Genomic DNA, 21195 nt, shown 5'->3' on the forward strand with positions numbered 1-21195 from the left:
TGAGTTCTCAAGGATCGGATGCTCCCAGCCCTGCGGCTCCCACCGCAGCCCTCCGGGGCAACTTCTCTATCTTATCCGGCCCGATCTCGCTGTCAAATCGACACGCCGTGGCGCTCAACGCGCCAGATGGCATCCCGAACCGGCAGCAAGCCCGTCCAGACACACCCCGACCAGCCCTCGCAAGAGGAACATCATCGCGGTGTCCGTCGCCGACCTGGGGTGGGAGCCTTCCGGCTCAACCTCACCGCTTGGCGGCGACAAGGGAATACATTACGCAGATCCCCGCCACCCGGCAAACCACACCCACTCCCGGGCGTGTCGCGCGGCCGGGCGCGGTCCGCTACCGGACGAAGAGCCCAGCCAGGGCCTTCTTCCCGCGCCGGAGCACGGACACTCCCCCGGGGAGCGAGCCGGCGACGGTCACGCCGTCGGCGTCGACCTTCTCGCCGTCCAGCGAGACGCCGCCCTGCGAGATCGCGCGGCGCGCCTCGGACACCGACGACACGAGCCCGGTCTCCACGAGCGCCTGCACCACCTGCGTGCCGGCCGGCACGTCGGCGTGCGGCAGCTCCCGCAGCGCCGAGGCGAGGGTCGCGGCGTCGAGCGACGCGAGGTCGCCCCGGCCGAACAGCGCCTCGGACGCGTCCACCGCGGCAGCGGCGGCCTCCGGTCCGTGCACGGTCGTGGTCACCTCGAGCGCCAGGCGCTTCTGGGCGGCGCGGCGGAACGGCTCCTCGGCGACGAGACGCTCGAGTTCCTCGATCTCGGCGCGCGTCAGGAACGTGAACACCTTCAGGCGCGCGATCACGTCGGCGTCGTCGGTGTTGAGCCAGAACTGGTACATCGCGTAGGGGCTGCACATCTCCGGATCGAGCCAGATGGCGTTGCCCTCGCTCTTGCCGAACTTGGTGCCGTCGCTGTTGGTGATCAGCGGGGTGCCGATCGCGTGCACCGAGACGCCCTCGACGCGATGGATGAGGTCCACGCCGCTCGTCAGGTTGCCCCACTGGTCGCTTCCGCCGGTCTGCAGCACGCAGGCGTACTGGCGGTGCAGCTCGAGGTAGTCGAGGCCCTGCAGGAGCTGGTAGCTGAACTCGGTGTAGCTGATGCCGGCCTCGGAGTTCAGCCGCGCGCTGACGGCGTCCTTCTTCAGCATCGTGCCGACCCGGAAGTGCTTGCCGATCTCGCGCAGGAAGTCGATCGCGCTCAGGGGCGCGGTCCAGTCGAGGTTGTTCACGATGCGCGCGGCGTTGTCGCCCTCGAAGTCGAGGAAGCGCTCGACCTGCGCGCGCAGCTTCATGACCCACTCGGCCACGGTCTCGCGGGTGTTGAGCGTGCGCTCGGCCGTCGGACGCGGGTCGCCGATGAGGCCCGTGGACCCGCCGACCAGACCCAGCGGGCGGTGCCCGGCGAGCTGGATCCGGCGCATGGTGAGCAGCTGCACGAGGTTGCCCAGGTGCAGGCTCGGCGCCGTCGGGTCGAAGCCGCAGTAGTAGACGATCGGGGGCCCGGCCAGCAGGTCGCGCAGCGCATCCTGGTCGGTCGACACGTGGATCAGCCCGCGCCAGACGAGCTCGTCCCAGATCGTGTCGAAGGTCGGGTCGATCGCCGGTGCGGCGACGGTGTCAGCGCTCACGCGCTCTAGCCTATGGTCTCGCCGGGCCGCGGAACGTCAGGATCGCAGGCCCCACCAGACGAGGAACGCGGCGGACAGCGCCTGCACCCAGCTGACCATGCTGCCCACCAGGAAGTACTCGGCGCGGTCTCCCCCATCGCCGTCGCGGGAGATCTCCGGGAAGCGCACGATGCCCTTGGCCGCGATGAAGGCCGCCAGCAGCGGGTACGCGGCCGCGAGCGTCAGCCCGAACACGATCGCCCGCTCGAGCGGGCCGATCAGCCGGCCGCCGCGCATCACCTGCCCCGGGCCGAGCTTCGGCATGACGGCGAGGCCATCGGGCCCCATGACGGTCTCGGTCTCGCCCGGCGCGGGATCCGGCGCGATGTTCTCGCGCTCGAGCGTCGCGCGCACCACGACATTGGCCGACTCGAGCAGGTACGCGAGCGCCCCGATCATGAGCAGCACGCCCGGCAGCGTCAGCGCTCCCAGCGGCGAGTCGATCTCAACCAGCCCGAACGCGCCGGTGCCGTGATCGGCGGGCACCAGCACGAGCGCGAGCGCGCTCAGCGCGCCCAGGCCCGCGGCGGGCCAGATCGATGCGGGCGAGCGCCCCCGATCCGGCATCAGCCAGAGCCACAGCGCCGCGACGACGACGGCTGCGAGGCCGGCGAGCGGGGCACCGACCAGGACGCCGATCACGAGCGCCGCGAGACCCACGCCGCCGAGCGCGGAGAAGCGCACGCTCGAGGCCGACCGCGTGAACACCGTGCGCGCCAGGTCGGCCGCGCCGACGGCGAGCAGCATGAGCCCGGCGACGATCATCCGCAGCTCCTCGACGTCATCCGGTCCATGGCTCCATCCTGCCCAGGGGCACCGACATGGCGGCGGACCCGGTCGGCGCGGCGCGATCAGCCCGCGCGCACCACCCACGCCGCGGCATCCGCCGCCAGCATGCCGTCGTGGACCTCGGCGGACGCGAGGAGCACCCGCCCCTCGGGAAGCGCCACGGGCTCCTCCCCCATCGCCACCACCACGGTCAGTCCCGTCGCGCTGACACACGACAGGGCCCCGCCGTCCAGGCGCCACTCCGCGCCGGCGTGCGGGTCGAGCAGCCCGTCGCGGATCAGCGCGCGACGGATCTCCAGCGCTCGGCGCGTCAGCTCCAGCGTCGATCCGGGATCCCCGTTCTGCCGCTCGATGCTGTGCTCCCCCCAGCCCTCGGGCTGCGGCAGCCACGGGCCGGCGCCCTCCTCGGCTGCGAAGCCGTGGGCGGCGGCGGCGCTCACGGTCCACGGCAGCGGCACGCGGGCGCCGTCGCGGCTCACGCCGCCGCGGAACCACATCGGATCGCGGCGACGGTCCTCCGGCACGTCCACCTCGGGCAGCCCGAGCTCCTGCCCCTGGTACAGGTACGCCGCGCCGGGGAAGCCGAGGGTGGCGAGGATGCCGGCGCGCGCCCGCCGGAGGCCGACGTCGCCGCCGCCGAACCGCGTCGCCGTGCGGACGAGGTCGTGGTTCTCGAGGGCCCACGTGGGCGCGGCGCCGTAGACCCGGCGCATGTGCTCGAGGTCGCGTCCGACGGCGCACCACGCCTCGGGCGCCCAGCCGAGCCGCGCGAAGGCGAACGCGAACGTCTGGTGCAGCTCGTCGGGGCGGGTGTACCGGGCCGAGCGCTCGGGCTCGAGATTCACCTCGCCCACCAGCAGGCGGGCGGGTTCGTACCGCTCGGCCAGGCGCCGCCAGCGCCGGTACACCTCGTGCACCGCCTCCTGGTCCATCGCGAGCGGGTTCGAGCGGAGGCCGTCGATCACGGTCGGCACGACGGGCGAGTCCGGCAGCCCCTCGGCCTTGAAGAGCCCGTGCGCCACGTCGATCCGGGCGCCGTCCGCGCCGCGGTCGAACCAGAACCGCAGCACGCCGTCGAACAGGTCCCCGACCTCGGGCGCGTCCCAGTTCCAGTCCGGCTGGGCGGGCGAGAACAGGTGCAGGTACCAGTCGAGGTCGGTGCTCGACCGCGGATCGACCCGCGTCCACGCGGGCCCGCCGAACACGCTGAGCCAGTTGTTGGGCGGAGTGCCGTCCGCGCCGCCGGGCCGCATGTGGAACAGGCGTCGCGCATCCGATCCGGGTCCCTCCGTCACGGCACGCCGGAACAGCTCGTGCGCGGTCGACGTGTGGTTCGGCACGATGTCGACGAGCACCCGCAGACCGGCGGCGTGCGCGCGGGTGACGAGCTCGTCGAAGTCCTCGAGCGTTCCGAACTGCGGATCGACGTCGCAGTAGTCCTGCACGTCGTAGCCCTGATCCACGCCCGGGGACGGCTGGAACGGGGTGAGCCAGACGCCGTCCGCTCCGAGCGAGGCGATGTACGGCAGCCGCGCGATGAGCCCGCGGAGGTCGCCGGTGCCGTCGCCGTCGGCATCCGCGAAGGAGCGCGGGTACACCTGGTAGATGACCGACGCCTCCCACCAGGGCGCGCCGGTCGGGAGCGCTTCGGGATCGGTCGGATCCGGCGTCGTCACCGGGCGCTCTTCGGTCGTGCCGTCGTGCGTCATGGTCCCCTTCAGAGCCCGAGCGCGTGCACCGCACCCTGCGCGCGCGAGATCAGCTCGGCGCGCTGCTCGGCGACGCGCTCCGGCGCCGTGCCGCCCGCGCCCGTGCGACTCGCGACGGATCCCTCGATCGAGAGCACCTCGCGGACCTCCGGGGTCAGGTGCGCCGAGACCGAGGCGAGCAGGTCGTCCGAGGCGTCCTCGAGGCCGATGCCGCCGTCCTCGCAGGCGCGCACGAGCGCGCCCGAGATCTCGTGCGCCTCGCGGAACGGCACGCGCCGCTTCACGAGCCACTCGGCGACGTCCGTCGCGAGCGAGAACCCCTGCGGCGCGAGCTCGGCCATCCGGTCCCCGTCGAAGCGCAGCGTCGCGACCATGCCGGTGAAGGCGGGGAGCACGACCTCGAGCGTGTCGACCGAGTCGAACACGGGCTCCTTGTCCTCCTGCAGGTCGCGGTTGTACGCGAGCGGCAGGCCCTTGAGCGTCGTGAGCAGGCCCGTCAGGTTGCCGACCAGGCGCCCCGCCTTTCCGCGCGCGAGCTCGGCGATGTCGGGGTTCTTCTTCTGCGGCATGATGCTCGACCCGGTCGAGTAGCCGTCGTCGAGCGTCACGAAGCCGAACTCGCGCGTGTTCCAGAGGATGATCTCCTCCGCGAAGCGCGACAGGTCGACGCCGATCTGCGCCGTGATGAACGCGAACTCCGCCACGACGTCGCGCGCGGCGGTGCCGTCCAGCGAGTTCTCGGCCGGGCGGTCGAGCCCGAGCTCCGTGGCGACCAGCTGGGGGTCGAGCCCGAGCGTGGATCCGGCGAGCGCGCCCCCGCCGTACGGCGAGACGGCGGCGCGAGGGCGCCAGTCGCGCAGGCGCTCGAGGTCGCGCACGAGCGGCCACGCGTGGGCCTGCAGGTGGTGTGCCAGCAGCACGGGCTGCGCGTGCTGCAGGTGCGTGCGGCCGGGCAGGATGACGCCCGCGTGCGCGTCGGCCTGCGCCACGAGCGCGTCGATCAGCGCGAGCAGGTCCTTCGCGATCACGCGCGAGTGGTCGAGCAGGTACATCCGCACCAGGGTCGCGATCTGGTCGTTGCGGCTGCGGCCGGCGCGCAGGCGTCCGCCGAGCTCGGATCCGACGACGTCGATCAGCGCGGCCTCGAGCGCGCCGTGCACGTCCTCATCGCCGGGGCGGGCCTCGAGCGTCCCGTCCTGGATGCCGCGCGCGAGCGCGTCGAGTCCCTCGTGCATGCGCTGCTCCTCGTCGGCCTCGAGGTAGCCGGCGGCGGCGAGCGCCTTGGCGTGGGCGTGCGAGCCCGCGATGTCGTAGAGCGCGAGGCGCCAGTCGAAGTGCGTGGAGCGGCTGAGCGTCTGCAGCTCGGGCGACGGGCCGCTCGCGAATCGCGCTCCCCAGAGGGCGCCCTCGCCCGTCTTCCGCCGGCCCGGGGTGCCCTGCTGATCCGCCTCGCTCATGGTCTCCAGCCTATCGATCCGTCTCACGCGGCCCGACGGCGGCGATCCAGCCGATCAGGCGTTCGAGCGGCCCGCGGCCGACGAGCAGCGTCCACAGCGTGCAGGCCGCGATGGTCGCGATCGTCATCGGCCAGAACGGCTCGAGCGCGCGGAACGCCGCCAGCTTGGAGCCGTAGCCGTCGATCGGCGGCTGCAGCACCGCCCACGCGACGAGCTGTGCGGTGTATGCGGTCAGCGGCATGGCGCCGACCGCGCGCAGCGGCAGGACGAGCAAGCCCGCGGGCGTGCGGCACAGCAGGGCGCACAGCGCGATCACGCCGATCGCGACGCCGCCCGAGCCGACCGCCTCGCCCATCCCGCTCGAGTGCGCGACGCTCGAGAGCGCGACGCCCCACAGCGAATCGGCCGGCGCGAGCAGCGCCCACTGCCCGATCACGCCGTAGCCGACGGCGGCGAGCACCGCGCCGACCACGACCAGCACGGTCGCCGTCAGCGGCCGCGAGAACGCGAGGCGACCGATGCCGATCCCGGCCACGACGAACGCGGCCCACAGCAGGAAGGGGTAGTGCCAGCCGAGCACGTGCACGATCGTCAGGCCGGGTTCGCGCTCCCACCCGGGCCACGCGTCGATCGCGAACACGGCGAACGGCATGGTCACGGCGATCGCGCCGGCGACGCCGAACAGCCAGGCGGGGCGGACGCGCAGCAGCGGCAGCGCGAGCAGGAACAGGATCGCGTACGCCGGCAGGATCACGAGCACCGGCGTCTGCAGCATCACGAGCAGCACGCCGAGCAGCCAGATGCACGCGGCCCGCAGCGCGATCCGGGCGCGCGCGTACGTCATCCCGGTCCCCTCGAGGGGGCGCACGCCGCCCGTGACGAGCGCGAGCGAGACGCCCGCGAGCGTCGCGAACAGGACGGACGGACGTCCGTTGACCGCGTCGATCCAGGTCTCCGGATGCGCCCAGTCGAACGGCGTCGTGTCGAGCAGGTGCGCGCCGAACATGCCGATCACCGCGAGGCCGCGGGCCAGGTCGACGCCGGGCTCGCGGCCGGGTCCGTCGATGCGGTCCAGGCCCGAGACGAGCCGGTCGGTCAGGGCTGACGCAGCAGCCACACCAGCAGCGCCTTCTGCGCGTGCAGCCGGTTCTCGGCCTCGTCCCAGATCACGCTCTGCGGGCCGTCGATCACGTCCGCGTCGACCTCGTAGCCGCGGTCGGCGGGCAGGCAGTGGATGAAGATCGCCTCGGCATCGGCGACCGACATGGTCTCCTGCGTCACCTTGTACGCGCCGAGGTCGCGCAGGCGCGCGAGCTTCTCCTCCTCCTTGCCCATCGACACCCACGTGTCGGTGACCACGACGTCGGCGCCCGCGGCGGCCTCGAGCGGATCGGTCAGCAGCGTGACGGATCCGCCCGTCTCGGCGGCGATCCGGTCGGCGTCGGCGATGACGTCCTCGCGCGGCGCGTAGTCCTCGGGCGAGGCGACGCGCACGTGCATGCCGGCGGTGACGCCCGCGAGCACGTAGGAGTGCGCCATGTTGCTGCGGCCGTCGCCGAAGAACGACAGGGTCAGGCCCGCCAGGGCCCCCTTGTGCTCGCGGATCGTGAGCAGGTCGGCGAGCAGCTGGCACGGGTGGAAGTCGTCGCTGAGGGCGTTCACCACGGGCACGACGGTGTCCTTGGCCATCTCCTCCAGGCCCGCCTGCGCATACGTGCGCCACACGATCGCGGCGACCTGGCGCTCGAGCACCCGCGCCGTGTCGGCCGGGGTCTCCTTGCCGCCGAGCTGGCTGCTGGCGGTCGAGATGATCAGCGGCGAGCCGCCCAGATCGGCGATGCCGACCGCGAACGACACCCGGGTGCGGGTCGAGGACTTGTCGAAGATCACCGCGACGGTCTGCGGGCCGGCGAGGCTCTTGTCGGCCCAGCGGTCCTTCTTCAGCTGCGCCGCCAGGTCCAGGATCTCGGACTGCTCGGCCGGCGTGATGTCGTCGTCGCGCAGGAAGTGGCGGGTCATTTCGTCTCCTGGTTCTGGGGGCCGGCGACCGCCGCGAGGGCGGCCTCGAAGAGCTCGAGGAACTCCGCGACCTCGGCGTCGCCGATCGTGTAGGCGGGCGCGATCCGGATCGCGTCCTCGGTCGGCGCGTTGACGATCAGGCCGCGCTCGTGGGCCGCCGCGCGCACCTCGGCGGCGACGGGCGCGGTGAGGCGGATGCCGATCAGCAGGCCCGCCCCGCGCGTGTCGGCGACGAGGGGAAGGCCCTCGACGCCCGCGCGCAGCTCGGCGCCGCGCTCGGTGACGTTCGCGAGCAGATCCCGATCCTGGATCTCCTGGATCACGGCGTTCGCGACGGCGCTCGCGAGCGGGTTGCCGCCGAACGTGGAGTTGTGCGTGCCGGGGTAGAACAGGCCGCTCGCGTCGCCGAAGGTCACGAGCGCGCCGAGCGGGAAGCCCGCCGCGATGCCCTTGGCGAGCGTGATGGCGTCGGGCAGGATGCCCTCGGCCTGGAAGGCGAACCAGCGGCCGGTGCGGCCCATGCCGGTCTGCACCTCGTCGAGGAGGAGCAGCGCGTCGTTCGCGGTGGTGAGCTCGCGCGCGCGGCGCAGGTAGCCCTCGGGCAGCGGGAGCACGCCAGCCTCGCCCTGGATCGGCTCGACCACGAGCGCGGAGATCCGCTCCCCCGAGGCGAACAGCTGCTCGAGCGCCTCGATCGTCGGCGCGATGTGCACGATGCCCGGCATCAGCGGCCGGAACGGGTCCTGGTACGCGGCCTTCGGGGTGAGCGCGAGCGCGCCCGTGGAGCGGCCGTGGAATGCGCCCTCCAGGCTGACGATCAAGCCGTCGCGGTCATGAAGACGGGCGAGCTTGATCGCGGTCTCGTTGGCCTCGGTGCCGGAGTTCGCGAGGAACACGCGGCCCTTCTCCCCCGTGCCGGCCAGCTGCTTCAGGCGCGCGGCGAGCTCGAGCTGCTGGGGCGTGGCGAAGTAGTTCGACACGTGCGAGAGCGTGGCCGCCTGCCGTGCGACGGTCTCGGCGAACACCGGGTGGGCGTGGCCGAGCGCGTTCACGGCGATGCCGCCGAGGAAGTCGAGGTAGCGCGTGCCGTCGGCGTCCCACACGTGGGATCCCTCGCCGCGCACGAGCAGCGCGAGGCGGCCGCCGAGGCTCATCAGGTCGCGGGAGGCGACATCCTGCCAGCTGTCGTTCGTCATGCCTGCGTCACCTGCGTTCCGATTCCCTTGCTCGTGAAGAGCTCCACCAGCACCGAGTGCTTCACCCTGCCGTCGATGATCGCCGCGGCGCCCACGCCGCCCGAGACCGCGTCGAGGCACGCCTGCATCTTCGGGATCATGCCCGACTCGAGCTTCGGCATCATGTCGCGCAGCTCGTCCGCCGTGAGGTGCGAGACGAGCGAATCGCGGTTGGGCCAGTCGGCGTACAGGCCGGCGACATCCGTCAGCACGACGAGCTTGCGCGCCTTGAGCGCGATCGCGAGTGCCGCCGCCGCGGCGTCCGCGTTGACGTTGAGCGACTGACCCGGATGATCCAGGTCCGGCGCGATGCTCGAGACGACCGGGATGCGACCGGCGTCGAGGTGGTCGAGCACCGCGGTCGGGTCGACGTGCACGACGTCGCCCACGCGGCCGAGGCTCTCCTCTACGCCGTCGATCACGACGCCGCGCTTGCGGCCGCCGAACAGGCCGGCGTCCTCGCCGCTGAGGCCCGTCGCGAGCGGCCCGTGCGAGTTGATCTTCGCGACGAGCTGCGGGTTGATGTGGCCCGTCAGCACCATCCGGACGACGCTGATCGCCTCGGTGCTGGTGACGCGGTAGCCGCCCTTGAACTCGCTCGGGATCGCGAGGCGGTCGAGCATCGACGAGATCTGCGGGCCGCCGCCGTGCACCACGACGGGGCGCACGCCGACGTAGCGGAGGTAGGCGATGTCCTGCGCGAACGCGTCCTGCAGCTCCTCGCTGATCATCGCGTTGCCGCCGTACTTCACCACCACGATCCGGTCGCGGTAGCGCTTCACCCACGGCAGCGACTCGATGAGGGTCGCGGCCTTCGCCGCGGCCTCCTCGGGACTGGTGTCCTGGATGTCGATGTGATCCGTCATGAGGAGTAGGCGCTGTTCTCGTGCACGTAGTCGTGGGTGAGGTCGTTGGTCAGGATCGTCGCGGTCGCGGAGCCTGCGTGCAGGTCGATCAGGACGTGCGTGGCGCGCGGCGTGAGGTCGACCTCCTCGCGCGGGCGATCCGGTCCGCCCTTGGTGCACACGCGCACGCCGTTCATCGAGACGTCGACGTCGTACGGGTCGAACGCCGCCTCGGTGGTGCCGATCGCGGCGAGCACCCGCCCCCAGTTCGGGTCGTTGCCGAAGATCGCGGCCTTGAAGAGGTTGTTGCGGGCCACGGAGCGTCCCACCTCGACCGCCTCGTCCTCGCTCAGCGCGCCCCGCACCTCGATCGTGATGGCGTGGCTCGCGCCCTCGGCGTCGTCCTGCAGCTTCGCCGCGAGCTCGGTGCACACCTCGACGAGGGCCGCGCGGAACGCGGCGGCATCCGGCTCGACGCCGCTGGCGCCGCTCGCGAGCAGCGTGACCTGGTCGTTGGTGGACATGCAGCCGTCCGAGTCGAGGCGGTCGAAGCTCACGCGGGTCGCGGCCCGCAGGTGCGCGTCGAGCGTCGCCGCGTCGAGGACCGCGTCGGTCGTGATGACCACGAGCATCGTCGCGAGGCCCGGCGCGAGCATGCCCGCGCCCTTGGCCATGCCGCCGATCGTCCAGCCGTCGGCATGGCGGGCGGCCGTCTTCGGCACCGTGTCGGTCGTCATGATCGCCGCGGCCGCGTCGTCGCCGCCGTCGGCGCCGAGCGCCGCGATGCCCTGCGTCGTGCCATCCAGGACCTTGGCTCGGAAGACCTCGTCGCCGGATCCGATCAGCCCGGTCGAGCACACGATCACGTCGCCCGCGCTGACGCCGAGCAGCTCGCCGGCCTTCTCGGCGGTCTGGTGCGTGGTCTGGAAGCCGAACTCGCCCGTGAAGCAGTTCGCGCCGCCCGAGTTGAGCACGACGGCCTCGACAACGCCGTCCGCGATCGCCTGCTGCGACCACAGGATCGGGTTCGCCTTCGCGCGGTTCGAGGTGAACACGGCCGCGCCCGCCTTGAGCGGCCCGCGGTTGACGACCACGGCGACGTCCTTCTTGCCGGTCGACTTGAGCCCGACGGCGACGCCGGCCGCCTCGAAGCCCTGGGCTGCGGTCACACTCACGGGGCCACTCCGTTCACGCTGAGCGCGCGGCCCTCCGGGAGGCCGAGCGCGATGTTCATCGACTGGATCGCGGCTCCCGCCGTGCCCTTGGTCAGGTTGTCCACGGCCGTGACGACGACCACGCGGCCCGCCGCCCGGTCGATCGCGAGGCCGATCAGCGCCGTGTTGGCGCCGATCACGTCGGCCGTGCGCGGCATCTGCCCCTCGGGCAGCAGCTGCACGAAGGTCTCGTCGCCGTACGCGTCCTCCCACGCCGCGCGGATCTGCTCGTCGCTCGCGTCGCCGGCGATCCGCGCCGTGCTCGTCGCGAGGATGCCGCGCGCCATCGGCACGAGCACGGGAGTGAAGGAGATCCGCGGGTCGATCGCGCCGGCCGCGCGCAGCGCCTGCTGCACCTCCGGCGTGTGGCGGTGCGATCCGCCGACCGCGTAGGGATTCGCGGATCCGAGGATCTCGCTCGCCAGCAGGTTCGGCTTGAGGCTCTTGCCCGCGCCCGACGGGCCGACCGCCAGGACGCTCACGATGTCGGACGCGTCGATCACGCCCGCCGCGACGCCCGGCGCCAGGCTCAGGCTGATGGTGGACGCGTTGCAGCCGGGCGCGGCGATGCGCGTCGCGCCGACGAGCTGGTCGCGCTGCTTGCCGGCGCCCACGATCAGCTCCGGCACGCCGTACGTCCACGCCTCGTGGAAGTCGCCGCCGTAGAACGCGTCCCAGTCGTCCTTGCCCGTGAGACGGTGATCCGCTCCGCAGTCGATCACGAGCTTCACGTCCGTGAGCGCATCCGTGTACCGGCCGGACTGGCCGTGCGGCAGCGCGAGGAACACGATGTCGTGCCCCGACAGGATCTCGGGCGTCGTGTCCTGCAGCGTGAGGTGCGCGAGCGAACGCAGGTGCGGCTGGTGCGCGATGAGCGGCTGGCCGGCGTTGGAGTGCGCCGTGACGGTGCGGATCTCGACGTCGGGGTGGTCGGCGAGCAGCCGCAGCAGCTCGCCTCCCGCATAGCCAGAAGCGCCGGAGACGGCGACCGAATAGGTCATGATTCCACCTTATTGTCCGTGAGCAGGGGCCGGAGACGGCGACACCGCTCGGCCCGTGAAGGCCTGCTCGATCGCGCTCAGGCGCGAGAGCGTCGCGGCATCGCCGGGATTCGGCGGCCACGCGGACGTCGGCGCAGGACGATGCCCGTGGTGGGGTGGGAGATCGTCGCGCCGGTCGGCATGCGGCCACGCTAGCAGACGGCGTGCGGCCGACGTACCGTGGGGCGATGGACGACGACCCCGGTCCGGATCGCGCCGCCGAGCGCGAGGCGATGCTCGAGTGGCACATCCGGGCGCGCGGGATCTCGGATCGCCGGGTGCTCGACGCGATGGCCGCAGTGCCGCGGGAGCGGTTCCTGCCGCCCTCGACCGCGGGCGACGCGTACGCCGACTCGCCCCTGCCGATCGGCCACGGGCAGACCATCTCGCAGCCGTACATCGTGGCGCTGACCGCCGAGGCGGGGCGGCTGAAGCCCGGCGACCGGGTGCTCGACGTCGGCACCGGATCCGGCTACGCCGCGGCCGTGTACGCCGCGATCGGAGCGGAGGTGTGGTCGATCGAGTACGTGCCCCAGCTCGCGGAGCAGGCGCGCGCCGCGCTCGCCGACCTGCCCTCGGTGCACGTCGTCGAGGGCGACGGCACGCTCGGGCTGCCGGATCAGGCCCCGTTCGACGCGATCCTCGCCGCGGCGGCGGGCCCCGACATCCCCGCGCCGTGGATCGAGCAGCTCGCCGACGGCGGCCGCATCGTCATGCCGCTCGAGCGCGTAGCCGGCTGGCAGCAGCTCGTGCGCGCCACGCGCCGCGGCGAGGACCTCGCGCTGGACGACCTGGGCGGCGTCCGCTTCGTGCCGCTCCGCGGCGCGCACGGCGTGCGCTGAGGCGCGGGCGGGCTGCCTCGGGACCGCGAGACTGCAGCGCCCCGCCGAGGGTGCATCGCCCCGCCGAGACAGCAGCGGACACGTGCAGGCTCGACGGGGCGATGCAGTCTGGGCATCTCCGCGCGTGTCCGGGACCGGACGCGCCGCCTCGTCCACAGGGCGCGGATGCCGTCCGGATCCGCACAATCGACCGGTCCAGCCCGCGCGGGCGGTCGAGGTGACGCGATCGTACGAGCATGCCGGCCACGACCCTCGAGGCGACGATCCGATCATCCCCCGTGCCGCTGCTGCGCCCGTCTGCCGCGGACTTCCGGCTCGATGTCGCCGAGCGGCGCGGTGAGCTGCATCGCGTGCGTCACGGCGTGTACGCGCCGCGCAGCCTCTGGGGGAAGCTCGCGCCGTGGGAGAGGTACCTGGCCCGAGTCCACGCCTACGCGCTGACGCATCCCGACGCCGTCTTCGCCCTCGAATCCGCCGCGGTGCTGACGGGGCTGCCGATCATCGGCGAGCCCGCGGAGATCCACGTGCTCAACCCGGACGGCACCGCGCGGCTGGCCGGTGACGTCCGCACGCACGTGTCGCAGGATGAGCGCGAGATCCGGCGCACCGACGGGATCGCGTTCGTCGCTGCGCCCGACACCGCCATCGACATCGCGCGTGCGCGGCATCCGGCCGTCGCCCTCGCCGTCGCCGATGCCGTCCTGCGCCAGCATCCGCCACTGGAAGCGGGGCACCTGCTCGAGCTGAACGCTCTGCGCCGCAGCGCGCGAGGGCGCCGCGCAGCCATGTGGCCGCTGAGCCGTGCCACACCGAAGGCGGAGACCGCGATCGAGTCGATCAGCCGCGCGGTGATCGAGTGGCTCGGGTACGAGCCGCCGGAGCTCCAGGTCGAGTTCCGGATGCCCGACGGAAGCATCTCGCGCGTGGACACGTACTGGCGCGGTCCGGATGTCATCGGCGAAGCGGACGGGCGGGTCAAGTACGAGTCCGGCGACCCGGCCGTCCTGTGGGACGAGAAGCGCCGCGAGGACCGGCTGCGCCGACGCCGGGGAGGATTCGGGCGGTGGGGCTGGCCGGAGGTCGGCGACCCGCCCGCCCTCGATGCGATCCTGCGCGCGGCGTCCCTTCGCCCCGTGCGCCCCCAGCAGCAGGGCCCGTTGCACTCGCTGCCCGAAGCCCTCGGCCTCCGCAGGACGCCCTGGCCACGCGCGTGACACTGCATCGCCCCGCTGAGACTGCAGCGCCCCGCCGAGGCAGCGGTGGTCACACGCAGTCTCGGCGGGGCGATGCAGTCTCGCGGGTCCGGGCGTCTCGCGGCGCCCGGGGCTACTCGCGGAGGGCGGCGCCGTGGCGCTCGGCGGCGAGGGCGACGCCGGCGAGCTTGGCCTCCGTGGCCTCGGCCGCGGTGAGGGTGCGGTCGGGAGCGCGGAAGCGCAGCGCGAACGTCAGGCTCTTGGAACCCTGCGGGATGCCCTGACCGCGGTAGTCGTCGACCAGGCGGAGGCTCTCGAGCAGCTCGCCCGCGCCGTCGACGAGCGCGGCGCGCAGGTCGGAGGCGGGCAGCGCGGCGTCGACCACGAGCGAGACGTCCTGGGTCGCGGCCGGGAAGGTCGACAGCGACGCCACGGTCACGCGCTCCCCCGCCAGCGACAGGATCGCGTCCAGGTCGAGCTCGGCGACCGTCACGCGGCCCGGCAGATCGGCGTCCGCGGCGACGGCGGGCAGCAGCTCCCCGACATAGCCGACCTCGACCCCGTCGACCGCCAGCACACCCGTGCGACCCGGATGAAGCGCCGCGCGCTCGCCCTGGGCGACCGAGATCTCCACGCCCGCTGCGGCCGCGATCACGCGCACCGCGTCGAGCGCGACCTCGAGTCCCGCGCCCTCGGCCTCGCGGCCCGGCTGCTTCGGCGACACGGCGCCGGCCAGCAGCAGCGCCACATGGCGGGGCTGCGGCGGGATCGAGGCGTCCAGGCGCGCGAGCGTCTCCGCGTCAGGGCGCACGGCTCCGGGCGGGATCGTCGCGGTGCCGTACTCGACACCGGGCTCCGGGAGGAACACGGTGCCGACCTCGAACAGCGCCAGATCGGTGTGGCCGCGCGCCACGTTGCGGTGCGCGGTCTGCAGCAGGGCCGGGATCAGCGAGCGACGCAGGAACGGCGCCTGGCCGTCGAGCGCGTTCGCGAGCCGGACGCTCGGCAGGTGCGCGCCGGTCGCGGATCCGTGCAGGTCGTTCTGCTCCTCCGAGATGAAGGGGAACGACGGCGTCTCGACGAAGCCCGCGGCGGCCAGCGCGTTCGCGACGCGGCGGCGGCCCTGCTGGGCGGGGGTCAGGCCGCGGCCCGACGGCGGCGTCGGCAGCTCGGACGGGATGCGGTCGAGCCCGTCGATCCGCGCGACCTCCTCGGCCAGCGTCCACTTGTCGGTGACGTCCGGGCGCCACGACGGCGGCACCACCGACCAGCCGTCGACGGTCTCGGTGACGTCGCAGCCGATGATCGTCAGCGTCTCGGCGATGCGCGCGGCCGTGTAGTCCACGCCCACGACGCCCTGCACGAAGCCGGCGGGGAGGGCGATGGGCGTGGGCGCGTGCGTCGCTCCGATCGCACTGCCGAGGGGATCGGCCGTGCCGCCCGCGAGCTCGACCAGCAGGTCCACGACGCGCTGCGCCGACGCGGCGGGCAGCAGCGGATCGACGCCCCGCTCGAAGCGGCGCGAGGCCTCGCTCGGCAGCTTGTGGCGGCGCGCGGTGCGGGCGATCGAGACGGTGTCGAACACGGCGGCCTCGATGAGGAGATCCGTCGTCGTCCCGCTGATCTCAGTGGTCGCACCGCCCATCACGCCGGCCAGGCCGATCGCGCCGGACTCGTCCGCGATGAGCAGGTCCTCGGTGTTCAGCGTGCGCACCTGGCCGTCGAGCGTCTGGAGGGTCTCGCCCTGGCTCGCGCGGCGGACGGTGATCCCCCCGGTCAGCTTGGCGAGGTCGTAGCCGTGGATCGGCCCGCCCAGCTCGAGCATCACGTAGTTCGTGATGTCCACGAGCAGCGAGATCGACCGGATGCCCGCGAGCGTGAGGCGCGCGACCATCCACGGCGGCGTCGGGCGCGACGGATCCATGCCGCGCACGGCGCGCGTGACGAATTCGGTGACGCCGCTGCGTCCGCGGATCGGCGCCCGGTCGTCGACGACGACGGAGAACCCGGATGCCGCGACGGGCGAGACCGCGAGAGCGGGGTCGCGGAAGGCCGCGCCCGTGGCGTGCGCGTACTCGCGCGCGATGCCGCGGATCGACATGGCGTAGCCGCGATCCGGCGTCACGTTCACGTCGACCGCGACGTCGTCCAGCCCGAGCAGCGCGATCGCGTCCGCACCGGGCTCGGCGTCGAGCCCGAGCTCGACGAGCCGCAGGATGCCGCTGTGCTCGTCGCCGAGGCCCAGCTCGCGCGCGGACGCGATCATGCCGTCCGACACGTGCCCGTACGTCTTGCGCGCCGAGATGGGGAACGGACCGGGCAGCACGGCGCCGGGGAGCGACACCACGACCTTGTCGCCCTCGAAGAAGTTGCCGGCGCCGCACACGATCCCGCGCGGCTCCGCCTCGCCGACGTCCACCTGGCACCAGCGGATCGTCTTGCCGTTCTTCTGCGGCTCGGCCTCGAACGAGAGGACGGTGCCGACCACGACCGGGCCGCTCACCTCGAAGCGGAAGACGTCCTCCTCCTCGAAGCCCACCGACACGAGCGCCGCGAGGACGTCCTCGGGAGTCGCCGAGGACGGCACATCCACGTACTCACGCAGCCACGACAGCGGGACGCGCATCACACCACCATCCCGAACTGCTCGCTGAAGCGGACATCGCCCTCGGCCATGTCGCGCATGTCCTGCACGTCGCTGCGGAACATCAGGGCCCGCTCGATCCCGATCCCGAACGCGAAGCCCGAGTACACCTCGGGGTCGATCCCCGCCGCGCGCAGCACGTTGGGGTTGACCATCCCGCAGCCGCCCCACTCGATCCAGCGCGCGCCGCCCTTGAAGGTCGGGTGCCACAGGTCGAACTCGGCCGAGGGCTCCGTGAACGGGAAGTAGTTGGTGCGCAGGCGCGTCTTCGCCTCGGCGCCGAACAGGGCGCGGGCGATGTGGTCGAGCGTGCCCTTGAGGTGCGCCATCGTGATGCCTTTGTCCACCACGAGGCCCTCGGCCTGCGTGAAGACGGGCAGGTGCGTCGCGTCGAACTCGTCCGTGCGGTACACGCGGCCCGGGCACAGGACGTAGATGGGCAGGTCGCGCTCGAGCATCGAGCGCACCTGGACGGGGCTCGTGTGCGTGCGCATCACCAGGTGACGGGCGACCGGATCCACGAAGAACGTGTCCTGCATCTGGCGCGCCGGGTGGTCCTCGTCGAAGTTCAGCGCGTCGAAGTTGTACCACTCGTGCTCGAGCTCGGGACCCTCCGCGATCTCCCAGCCCATGCCGACGAACACGTCGCTGATCTGCTCCTGCAGCACGCTCATCGGGTGGCGGGCGCCCACGCGCGTGCGCGACGGCACGGCGGTGATGTCGATCCGCTCGGCCTCGAGACGCGCGGCGGTCTCGGCCTCGGCCAGCTCGGCCTCGCGTGCGGCGAGGGCCTGGATGACGCGCCCGCGGGCGGATCCCACCAGCTTGCCGAACTCGGCCTTGCGGTCGTTCGGCACGTGGCGCATCTGCGCGTTCAGCGCGGCGAGCGGAGACCCCTCCCCCGCGTGAGCGGATCGGGCGGCCTTCAGCGCGGCCGTGTCGGGGGCATCGGCGATCGCCGCGAGCGCGCCCGCGACCGCCGCCTCCACCGCCTCTGGAGTGATCAAAGGCGGGGTGATCTCTGGAGCGTCGGACACGAGACCCGAGTCTAGTCGGGCGGACGGATGCCGCCCGCCCGGGTCAGAGGTGCGCGCCCGGGGTGCTGCCGGGGTCGTGCTTCCCGAGCCCGCGGCGATTCGCAATCACGTCCGCCTTCGCGACGTCGTCGAGATGGTCGAGGTCCTGCACGCCGATGATCTCGGTGTTGGTGCCCTCGTGCAGACGCGGCGCGATGGCCGCCTGCGCGGCCCGGACGCGCGGCGATTTCTGCATGCGCTTCTCGATCAACCGCGACGCGCCCGAGAGGATGAGGCAGAGACCGATGTAGATCGCGCCGATGATGATCGTCGACTGGACGATCGGCGAGTCGAGCGTCGCCGCCGAGCCGAGACGCTTGGCGAAGAACAGCAGCTCCTCGTACGTGACGATGAAGCCCAGCGCGGTGTCCTTCAGCGTGACGACGAGCTGCGACAGGATGACCGGCATCATCGCGCGCACGGCCTGCGGCAACAGGATCAGGCGCATGACTCCCGACTTGCGCAGGCCGATCGCATAGCCGGCCTCCTTCTGACCACGCGGCAGCGACTCGACGCCGGCGCGGATCACCTCCGCGAGCACGGAGCCGTTGTACGCGACGAGCGCGATGACCACGACCCAGAAGCTCGGCATCCGGATGCCCACGACGGGAAGGCCGTAGTAGAGGAGGAACATCATGACCAGCACGGGGACCGCGCGCAGGAACTCGATCACGACCGTGAACGGCCAGCGCACCCAGACGTGATCGGAGAGCCGCCCGATCGCGAGCAGGAAGCCGACCACGAGCGCGCCGACGGCGGCGAGCGCGAACGCCGCGAGCGTGTTGAGCATGCCCTGGAGGATCTGCGCCCAGATGGCGGTGTAGGTGAAGGCCTCCCACTTCGAGGCGGCGAACTGGCCGGTCTCGAACAGTCGCCATACGAAGAACGCGATCACCGCGAGCACCACGAGGATCGTCAGAGCTCCGATCACGCGGTTGCGTGCCATGGCCCGGGGGCCGGGGACGTCGTAGAGAACGCTGCCGCTCATCGTGCCACCGTCCAACGCTTCTCGACGGTGCGCTGCGCCCACGAGAGCAGCATCACCAGGGCCACGAAGATGATCATCACCCAGACGATGACGAGCAGCTGGTTCTCGCCCTGCTCGCTCAGCCAGTCGCGCATGGAGCCGAGGTTCATCACGGCGAAGCCCGCGGCGACCGTCGTGTTCTTCAGCAGGGCGATGAAGACGCTCATCATCGGCGGGATCACCGAGCGGAACGCCTGCGGGAGGACGACCAGCGTCATGACCTGCCCGAACGACAGGCCGATCGCGCGGGCCGCCTCGGCCTGGCCGACGGGCACGGTGTTGATGCCGGATCGGATCGTCTCCGCGACGTACGTCGCGGTGTAGATGCCGAGCGCGCCGATCGCGAACAGCACCTCGTTGCCACCGCTCGCGCGGACGCCGATCAGGGGCGGCAGGGCGGATGCGAAGCCGAAGAACACCAGCGTGAGCGGGGTGTTGCGGATCGTGTTCACGTAGAACGTGCCGACCGCTCGCGCGATGGGCACCGGAGACACGCGCATGGCGCCGACGACGATGCCGAGCACGAGAGCCAGCACGCCGCCGCCGGCGAACAGCTTCAGGGTGCCGAGCAGCGCCTCTCCCCACAGATCGAGGTGGTCGGTGATGACGCCCATGCGGCTCCTTGCTCGTGTCGAGGGATGTCAGGGGATGCGTCCGGGGCGGCCGTGAGGCCGCCCCGGACACGGGGTGAGGGTCAGTCGACCGCGGGCTGCTCGGCCTTGACGCCCGCGGGCTCGAGGTACTGCTCGTACAGCGCCGTCCACACGTCGCCGCCGTCCGTGAAGAGCGTGTTGATGTGCTCCTTCAGCGCGGTGTCGCCGTCGGCGAGGCCGACGCCGTAGCGCTCCTCGCTGAACGGCGATCCGGCGAGCTTCAGCTCCTCGGGCTCGAGCGCGACGTAGCCGGCGAGGATGGCCTCGTCGGTCGTGATCGCGTCGACCTGGCCGGCCTTGAGCTGCTCGACGCACTCGGAGTACGTCTGGCGCTCGGTGACCTCACCCGAGTACTCGTCGCGGATGCGCTGCAGCGGGGTCGAACCGGTCACCGAGCACGTCACCTTGTCGGCGAGGTCGTCGGGACCGCTGATCGTGTCGTCGTCCGCCGCGACCAGCAGGCCCTGGCCGGTGATGAAGTACGGACCGGCGAAGTCGATGACCTCGTCGCGCGCGTCGGTCATCGAGTAGGTGCCGACGTAGTAGTCGACGCCGCCGTTGATGATCTCCTGCTCGCGGTTGGCCGACGGGATCGTCTTGAACTCGATCTCGTCCTCGCCGAAGCCGAGCGATGCGGCGATCCAGCGGGCGATGTCGACGTCGAAGCCGGTGCGCTCCTGCGTCACCGGGTCCTCGTAGCCGAGGCCGGGCTGGTCGGCCTTCACGCCGATGACGATCTTGCCCGCCTCGGTGGCGCGCTCGAACGTGGGGCTGTCGAGCTCGACGCCCTCGGCGACCTCCCAGAGGCCCTCGGCCGCCGGCTCCTCGCCGCCGCTCGCACCGGGGTCGGTGGGCGAGCCGCTGTTGCACGCCGTGAGCGCGAGCAGGGCCGCGAGGCCGATGCCCGCGCCTGCCATCAGTCGAGTCTTGCGCATGTGATTCCTCCTTGGTGGGGTGGTCGATCCGCGTCCGCGCCTCGTCGCGCGGTGGGCGTCAGTGCGTGATGAGCTTGGAGAGGAAGTCCTTGGCGCGGTCGCTCTTCGGTGCGGTGAAGAACTCCTCCGGCGTCGCCTGCTCGACGATCTGGCCGTCCGCCATGAACACGACGCGGTTCGCGGCCTTGCGCGCGAAGCCCATCTCGTGCGTCACGACGATCATGGTCATGCCCTCCTTGGCGAGCGAGACCATGACGTCGAGGACCTCGTTGATCATCTCGGGGTCGAGCGCGCTGGTGGGCTCGTCGAAGAGCATGACCTTGGGCTGCATCGCCAGGGCGCGCGCGATCGCGACGCGCTGCTGCTGACCGCCCGAGAGCTGCGCCGGCAGCTTCGCGGCCTGGTGTCCGACGCCGACGCGGTCGAGCAGCGCCTGCGCCTCGCGCTCGGCGTCGGCCTTCTTCAGGCCGCGCACCTTGATCGGCCCCAGCGTGACGTTCTCGAGGATCGTCAGGTGTGCGAAAAGGTTGAAGGACTGGAACACCATGCCGACCTCGGCACGCAGGTTCGCGAGGCCCTTGCCCTCCTTGGGCAGCTCCTTGCCGTCGATCGTGATGGTGCCGCTCGTGATGGTCTCGAGCCGGTTGATCGTGCGGCACAGGGTCGACTTGCCGGATCCGGACGGGCCGATGACGACGACGACCTCGCCCTTGTCGACCGTGAGGTCGATGTCCTTCAACGCTTGGAAGTCGCCATAGTGCTTCTGCACGTCCGTGACGACGACGAGGGGCTCTGCCATGCGTTTCACCCTAGGGGGTGGCCACGAGGCGAGCCAGCACGCC

The 21195-nt window shown here is 72.2% G+C and carries 18 protein-coding genes; 2 read left to right on the forward strand and 16 right to left on the reverse strand.

The features are described from left to right. Nucleotides 1-340: 340 nt before the first annotated feature. The 10 genes from tyrS to argC all read right to left on the reverse strand — a co-directional run bounded on the left by tyrS (nucleotide 341) and on the right by argC (nucleotide 11944). Nucleotides 341-1636: a tyrosine--tRNA ligase gene (gene tyrS / locus AAD528_RS14610; RefSeq protein ID WP_345752813.1), complete on the reverse strand. Its 1296-nt coding sequence runs from the start codon at nucleotides 1634-1636 to the stop codon at nucleotides 341-343. Nucleotides 1637-1672: 36 nt separating this feature from the next. Next, nucleotides 1673-2440, reverse strand: a complete 768-nt coding sequence (locus AAD528_RS14615; RefSeq protein WP_345752814.1) for a hypothetical protein — start codon at nucleotides 2438-2440, stop codon at nucleotides 1673-1675. An 86-nt stretch (nucleotides 2441-2526) separates the two neighbouring features. Further along, on the reverse strand, nucleotides 2527-4173 hold the full coding sequence (locus AAD528_RS14620) for an alpha-amylase family glycosyl hydrolase (RefSeq protein WP_345752815.1): 1647 nt from the start codon (nucleotides 4171-4173) through the stop codon (nucleotides 2527-2529). An 8-nt stretch (nucleotides 4174-4181) separates the two neighbouring features. Next, nucleotides 4182-5630 carry an argininosuccinate lyase gene (gene argH, locus AAD528_RS14625; protein WP_345752816.1) on the reverse strand — a complete coding sequence of 483 codons (1449 nt, stop codon included), beginning with the start codon at nucleotides 5628-5630 and terminating at the stop codon, nucleotides 4182-4184. Nucleotides 5631-5640: 10 nt separating this feature from the next. Further along, nucleotides 5641-6747: a heparan-alpha-glucosaminide N-acetyltransferase domain-containing protein gene (locus AAD528_RS14630; RefSeq protein WP_345752817.1), complete on the reverse strand. Its 1107-nt coding sequence runs from the start codon at nucleotides 6745-6747 to the stop codon at nucleotides 5641-5643. Continuing rightward, the gene (gene argF / locus AAD528_RS14635) at nucleotides 6726-7649 is read right to left on the reverse strand and encodes an ornithine carbamoyltransferase (protein ID WP_345752818.1); all 924 of its coding nucleotides are present in this window, start codon (nucleotides 7647-7649) and stop codon (nucleotides 6726-6728) included. The genes AAD528_RS14630 and argF overlap by 22 nt, the downstream gene beginning before the upstream one ends. Further along, nucleotides 7646-8845 (reverse strand): acetylornithine transaminase, encoded by a 1200-nt coding sequence (locus tag AAD528_RS14640; RefSeq protein WP_345752819.1) that lies wholly within the window; start codon nucleotides 8843-8845, stop codon nucleotides 7646-7648. Before AAD528_RS14640 ends, argF begins: the two co-directional genes overlap by 4 nt. Continuing rightward, nucleotides 8842-9750 (reverse strand): acetylglutamate kinase, encoded by a 909-nt coding sequence (gene argB / locus AAD528_RS14645; RefSeq protein ID WP_345752820.1) that lies wholly within the window; start codon nucleotides 9748-9750, stop codon nucleotides 8842-8844. Before argB ends, AAD528_RS14640 begins: the two co-directional genes overlap by 4 nt. Continuing rightward, on the reverse strand, nucleotides 9747-10904 hold the full coding sequence (gene argJ / locus AAD528_RS14650) for a bifunctional glutamate N-acetyltransferase/amino-acid acetyltransferase ArgJ (protein WP_345752821.1): 1158 nt from the start codon (nucleotides 10902-10904) through the stop codon (nucleotides 9747-9749). Before argJ ends, argB begins: the two co-directional genes overlap by 4 nt. Beyond that, nucleotides 10901-11944: an N-acetyl-gamma-glutamyl-phosphate reductase gene (gene argC, locus AAD528_RS14655; protein ID WP_345752822.1), complete on the reverse strand. Its 1044-nt coding sequence runs from the start codon at nucleotides 11942-11944 to the stop codon at nucleotides 10901-10903. Before argC ends, argJ begins: the two co-directional genes overlap by 4 nt. 227 nt (nucleotides 11945-12171) lie before the next feature. Here argC and AAD528_RS14660 point away from each other — a divergent pair, with 227 nt between their 5' ends. Both AAD528_RS14660 and AAD528_RS14665 read left to right on the forward strand, forming a co-directional pair. Further along, nucleotides 12172-12825, forward strand: a complete 654-nt coding sequence (locus AAD528_RS14660) for a protein-L-isoaspartate(D-aspartate) O-methyltransferase (RefSeq protein ID WP_345752823.1) — start codon at nucleotides 12172-12174, stop codon at nucleotides 12823-12825. A 236-nt stretch (nucleotides 12826-13061) separates the two neighbouring features. Then, entirely contained in the window at nucleotides 13062-14039 is a 978-nt protein-coding gene (locus AAD528_RS14665; protein ID WP_345752824.1) for a hypothetical protein, read from the forward strand. A 112-nt stretch (nucleotides 14040-14151) separates the two neighbouring features. Here the strand turns inward: AAD528_RS14665 and pheT are convergent, their stop codons facing one another. From pheT to AAD528_RS14695, 6 genes are all read right to left on the reverse strand, one after another. After that, entirely contained in the window at nucleotides 14152-16644 is a 2493-nt protein-coding gene (pheT, locus tag AAD528_RS14670; protein ID WP_345752825.1) for a phenylalanine--tRNA ligase subunit beta, read from the reverse strand. Continuing rightward, nucleotides 16644-17699, reverse strand: a complete 1056-nt coding sequence (gene pheS, locus AAD528_RS14675; RefSeq protein WP_345752826.1) for a phenylalanine--tRNA ligase subunit alpha — start codon at nucleotides 17697-17699, stop codon at nucleotides 16644-16646. The genes pheT and pheS overlap by 1 nt, the downstream gene beginning before the upstream one ends. A 43-nt stretch (nucleotides 17700-17742) precedes the next feature. Continuing rightward, the gene (locus AAD528_RS14680) at nucleotides 17743-18726 is read right to left on the reverse strand and encodes an amino acid ABC transporter permease (protein WP_345752827.1); all 984 of its coding nucleotides are present in this window, start codon (nucleotides 18724-18726) and stop codon (nucleotides 17743-17745) included. Beyond that, entirely contained in the window at nucleotides 18723-19379 is a 657-nt protein-coding gene (locus AAD528_RS14685; RefSeq protein ID WP_345752828.1) for an amino acid ABC transporter permease, read from the reverse strand. Before AAD528_RS14685 ends, AAD528_RS14680 begins: the two co-directional genes overlap by 4 nt. Before the next feature lie 80 nt (nucleotides 19380-19459). Beyond that, nucleotides 19460-20353 carry a glutamate ABC transporter substrate-binding protein gene (locus AAD528_RS14690; RefSeq protein ID WP_345752829.1) on the reverse strand — a complete coding sequence of 298 codons (894 nt, stop codon included), beginning with the start codon at nucleotides 20351-20353 and terminating at the stop codon, nucleotides 19460-19462. A gap of 58 nt (nucleotides 20354-20411) precedes the next feature. Continuing rightward, nucleotides 20412-21152, reverse strand: coding sequence for an amino acid ABC transporter ATP-binding protein (locus tag AAD528_RS14695; RefSeq protein ID WP_345752830.1), 741 nt, complete (start codon nucleotides 21150-21152; stop codon nucleotides 20412-20414). Nucleotides 21153-21195: the final 43 nt, after the last annotated feature.

It is taken from the genome of Microbacterium rhizophilum, from assembly GCF_039605615.1.
Taxonomy (GTDB): Bacteria; Actinomycetota; Actinomycetes; order Actinomycetales; family Microbacteriaceae; genus Microbacterium; species Microbacterium rhizophilus.

What these genes read in the sequence shown, in the direction of transcription:
- AAD528_RS14615 (WP_345752814.1), bottom strand. Translation starts at nt 2,440, where the DNA reads ATGATCGTCGCCGGGCTCATGCTGCTCGCCGTCGGCGCGGCCGACCTG.
- AAD528_RS14620 (WP_345752815.1), bottom strand. Translation starts at nt 4,173, where the DNA reads ATGACGCACGACGGCACGACCGAAGAGCGCCCGGTGACGACGCCGGAT.
- argH (WP_345752816.1), bottom strand. Translation starts at nt 5,630, where the DNA reads ATGAGCGAGGCGGATCAGCAGGGCACCCCGGGCCGGCGGAAGACGGGC.
- argF (WP_345752818.1), bottom strand. Translation starts at nt 7,649, where the DNA reads ATGACCCGCCACTTCCTGCGCGACGACGACATCACGCCGGCCGAGCAG.
- AAD528_RS14640 (WP_345752819.1), bottom strand. Translation starts at nt 8,845, where the DNA reads ATGACGAACGACAGCTGGCAGGATGTCGCCTCCCGCGACCTGATGAGC.
- argB (WP_345752820.1), bottom strand. Translation starts at nt 9,750, where the DNA reads ATGACGGATCACATCGACATCCAGGACACCAGTCCCGAGGAGGCCGCG.
- argC (WP_345752822.1), bottom strand. Translation starts at nt 11,944, where the DNA reads ATGACCTATTCGGTCGCCGTCTCCGGCGCTTCTGGCTATGCGGGAGGC.
- AAD528_RS14660 (WP_345752823.1), top strand. Translation starts at nt 12,172, where the DNA reads ATGGACGACGACCCCGGTCCGGATCGCGCCGCCGAGCGCGAGGCGATG.
- AAD528_RS14665 (WP_345752824.1), top strand. Translation starts at nt 13,062, where the DNA reads ATGCCGGCCACGACCCTCGAGGCGACGATCCGATCATCCCCCGTGCCG.
- pheT (WP_345752825.1), bottom strand. Translation starts at nt 16,644, where the DNA reads ATGCGCGTCCCGCTGTCGTGGCTGCGTGAGTACGTGGATGTGCCGTCC.
- AAD528_RS14680 (WP_345752827.1), bottom strand. Translation starts at nt 18,726, where the DNA reads ATGAGCGGCAGCGTTCTCTACGACGTCCCCGGCCCCCGGGCCATGGCA.
- AAD528_RS14685 (WP_345752828.1), bottom strand. Translation starts at nt 19,379, where the DNA reads ATGGGCGTCATCACCGACCACCTCGATCTGTGGGGAGAGGCGCTGCTC.
- AAD528_RS14690 (WP_345752829.1), bottom strand. Translation starts at nt 20,353, where the DNA reads ATGCGCAAGACTCGACTGATGGCAGGCGCGGGCATCGGCCTCGCGGCC.
- AAD528_RS14695 (WP_345752830.1), bottom strand. Translation starts at nt 21,152, where the DNA reads ATGGCAGAGCCCCTCGTCGTCGTCACGGACGTGCAGAAGCACTATGGC.